Genomic DNA, 3,506 nt, shown 5'->3' with positions numbered 1-3,506 from the left:
CTGAGCAATTCAAGTCATTGGATGATTTAAAAGGTAAAAAAATCGGTATTCAAAAAGGCTCGATTCAAGAAGGCATTGCACAGGAAATCGCCGATGCGAAGTTAACGGCTTTAGCTAAAATTCCTGAACTGATTTTGGAGCTGAAGAGCGGTCGTGTTGATGCCATTATTCTAGAAAAACCGGTAGCGGATCAATACGCAGTGGTCCAAACGGATATTGCAGTTTCTGAAGTGAAGATTGAGCAGCCGGTAGAAGAAGCTGGCGTGTCTATTGCTGTTAAGAAGGGCAATCAAGATTTGCTTAATAAAATTGATGGAACGATTGCTCGTTTGAAGGAAAGTGGCGAAATTGATCGTTATGTCGTTGAGGCCAATGAGCTGGTTGGAGAATAAAGAGCGGACGGAGTAGTTGAATATGGATTTAAACTTCGGTTTCCTGACAGAGTATTGGCAATTTTTTTTGAGAGGAGCCTTGGTCACGCTGGAGCTGTCTTTCTTCGGCGTGGCGCTCGGCACAGTGCTTGGGGTTGCCGTTGCATTAATACGAATCTCGCGCTTCTGGCCGGTTAAGTTTTTGGCCTCTACCTATATTGAGATCATTCGAGGAACCCCAATGCTCGTACAAATCTTTATTATCCATTATGGACTGACTGGATTTGGTATAAATCTGCCGCCTTTCATTTCCGGAGTGGTGGCGCTTACAATTAATAGTTCTGCCTATATGGCTGAGGTATTTCGAGCGGGAATCGAAGCGATCGACAAGGGACAGACGGAGGCGGCTCGATCCTTGGGGCTGAGCAGAGGTATGGCGCTTCGGTACATCGTGCTGCCGCAAGCCTTTCGCAATATGCTGCCGGCCATTGGCAATGAATTCATTATTATTATTAAAGACTCCTCGCTTATATCCGTCATTAGTATTGCGGAGCTAATGTACAATGCTCGGACGGTTCAGAGCGTCACCTTCTCGCCGATGGAGCCGCTGTTAGTCGCTTGTGCATTATATTTTATCATGACATTTACATTATCCAGGCTGCTTGCTGTGCTAGAGAGGAAGTTGAGAAGCTGATGATAGTCGTAAAAGGGCTGCGCAAATCTTATGGAAAAAACGAAATATTGAAGGGGATAGACACGGTAATTCGCAAAGGCGAGGTTGTTGTTGTTATCGGACCAAGCGGATCAGGGAAAAGCACCTTTCTTCGTTGTTTGAATCGATTGGAGGAGCCGTCGGCTGGTCATATTCAGCTGAATGATTGTGAAATTATAAATAAACAGTCGGAGTTAAATCGGATTCGTCAAGAAATGGGCATGGTGTTTCAGCATTTTAATTTATTTCCGCATATGACCGTCTTGGAAAATTTAACCCTTGCTCCGCGTAAGCTAAAGAAGCTGAGCAAAGAGCAGGCAAATGTAGAAGCTGTGGAGCTGCTGCGCTTAGTGGGGCTCGAAGACAAGAAAGATGCCTATCCAGATCGTCTCTCAGGCGGACAAAAGCAGCGTGTTGCGATAGCGAGAGCGCTTGCCATGCAGCCTAGCGTAATGCTGTTTGATGAACCAACGTCAGCACTCGATCCTGAGATGGTTGGCGAGGTGCTTGAAGTCATGCGGAAGCTTGCTCAAAACGGAATGACGATGGTTATTGTAACGCATGAAATGGGTTTTGCCCGCGAGGTTGGCGATAGGCTGCTGTTTATGGATGGCGGCTGCATTGTTGAAGAGGGAGTGCCGCTGAAGGTATTCCAAAATCCTCAGCACCCGCGAACGCAAGATTTTTTGGCAAAGGTTTTATAGCAGCAAGGTCGTTTAGTTTGTAAATTCCTGGTGGTTAATAATCAATCCAGGTTTTTTTATAACAGTAATTGAATATTGTATACAAATTTGTAGGGAGTGATTTCATCGATATGACATCTACCAAATCTACAGCGGTTGTCATGGAGCAGTCGGATCGATACGGCGCACACAATTACCATCCGCTGCCTATCGTTATTTCGGAGGCTGAAGGTGTCTGGGTGAACGACCCTGAAGGCAATCGGTATATGGATATGCTCAGTGCGTACAGCGCTCTTAATCATGGTCATAGGCATCCAAAGATTATTCATGCACTTAAAGATCAAGCGGATAAAGTAACGCTCACTTCGCGAGCTTTTCACAATGATAAGCTGGGTGAGTTTTATGAAAAGCTCGTTAATTACACGGGTAAAAATAAAATTTTGGCAATGAACACGGGGGCAGAAGCAGTGGAAACCGCCATTAAGGCGGTTCGTCGCTGGGCATATCGTGAGAAAGGTGTGGAGCACGACCAAGCGGAAATTATCGTTTGTATGGGCAATTTTCATGGTCGGACGATAACGGTCACTTCCTTCTCTTCAACGGAGGAATACAAAAAGGATTTTGGACCATTTACGCCAGGCTTCAAGTTAGTTCCTTACGGTGATTTGGCTGCTCTTGAACAGGCGATTACACCAAATACAGCTGCCTTTCTCGTTGAGCCGATTCAAGGGGAGGCGGGCATCATTATTCCGCCGGAAGGATATTTGTCGGGAGCCTATGCATTGTGCAAACAAAATAATGTGCTGTTCGTGGCGGATGAAATTCAAACCGGTTTTGGACGTACAGGCAGACGCTTTGCGTGTGATTGGGAAAATGTAACGCCAGATGTTTATATTATGGGCAAAGCGCTGGGCGGCGGGGTAATGCCCATTTCGGCAATCGCCGCAAACGATACGATTTTAAACGTGTTTGAGCCTGGATCGCATGGATCTACGTTTGGCGGCAACCCACTGGCTTGTGCCGTCTCTGCAGCAGCAATTGATGTCATTGAGGAGGAGAAGCTGGCAGAGCGTTCGGATGAACTGGGGAAATATTTTCGAGAACAATTAGCTGAAATTAGTTCACCGCATATTGTGGAAATTCGCGGTAAGGGCTTGTTTATCGGTTTGGAGCTTGATACAGCAGCTAGGCCATACTGTGAACGTCTGATGGCGAAAGGGCTATTGTGCAAAGAAACACATGACACGACCATTCGGTTCGCGCCGCCGCTCATTATAACGAAAGAAGAGATCGATTGGGCGATAGAAAGGATTGCGCTTGTGCTTCAATCCGAATAAGGGATGAATTTGCGGACGGAGACAGGTTAAGGAAGGGGATGTTCACTTTGGGAAGCATTGGGGAAGCGAATCTTAACAAGACGGGGAGGACGGATTTTATGGCGAGCAAAAAAGTGAGACTCATAAGCGTTCCGTTCTGGATGGGCGGAAGCCGCGCAGGATCGGAGCTTGGACCGGAAAGCATTATTCAATCAGGGCTAGCGCGTCAAATCAGAAGTATGGGATTTGATTTAGTTGGCAACTACGAGGTCAGCTGCCCGAGGCATGGCGTGCTTGATCCGAAGCAGCCCAAGATGAAATATTTTCCCGAAGTGAAAGAGATGAGCGGGCTAGTAGGTGAACAGGTCTATCGCGCAGTGCTTGCGGACTCCTTTCCTCTCGTATTAGGAGGGGACCATAGTGT

The 3,506-nt window shown here is 46.7% G+C and carries 5 protein-coding genes; all 5 read left to right on the top strand.

Annotation, left to right across the window (positions count from 1 at the left end):
* Positions 1–392, top strand: a 392-nt coding sequence (locus AC1DSE_RS32740) for a type 2 periplasmic-binding domain-containing protein (RefSeq protein ID WP_477528873.1), incomplete at its 5' end; no start/stop codon positions are given.
* A 22-nt stretch (positions 393–414) separates the two neighbouring features.
* On the top strand, positions 415–1,065 hold the full coding sequence (locus AC1DSE_RS32735; protein WP_477509999.1) for an amino acid ABC transporter permease: 651 nt from the start codon (positions 415–417) through the stop codon (positions 1,063–1,065).
* The gene (locus AC1DSE_RS32730; protein ID WP_477510000.1) at positions 1,065–1,787 is read left to right on the top strand and encodes an amino acid ABC transporter ATP-binding protein; all 723 of its coding nucleotides are present in this window, start codon (positions 1,065–1,067) and stop codon (positions 1,785–1,787) included. Before AC1DSE_RS32735 ends, AC1DSE_RS32730 begins: the two co-directional genes overlap by 1 nt.
* Before the next feature lie 110 nt (positions 1,788–1,897).
* Positions 1,898–3,103, top strand: coding sequence for an ornithine--oxo-acid transaminase (locus AC1DSE_RS32725; protein WP_477510001.1), 1,206 nt, complete (start codon positions 1,898–1,900; stop codon positions 3,101–3,103).
* A gap of 98 nt (positions 3,104–3,201) precedes the next feature.
* On the top strand, positions 3,202–3,506 hold a 305-nt coding region (locus AC1DSE_RS32720), incomplete at its 3' end, for an arginase family protein (RefSeq protein WP_477528872.1).

This window comes from Paenibacillus sp. 01L418, from assembly GCF_056400045.1.
The sequence above is the reverse complement of the archived record's forward strand: the minus strand, read 5'-3'. Positions and strand labels throughout refer to the sequence as shown.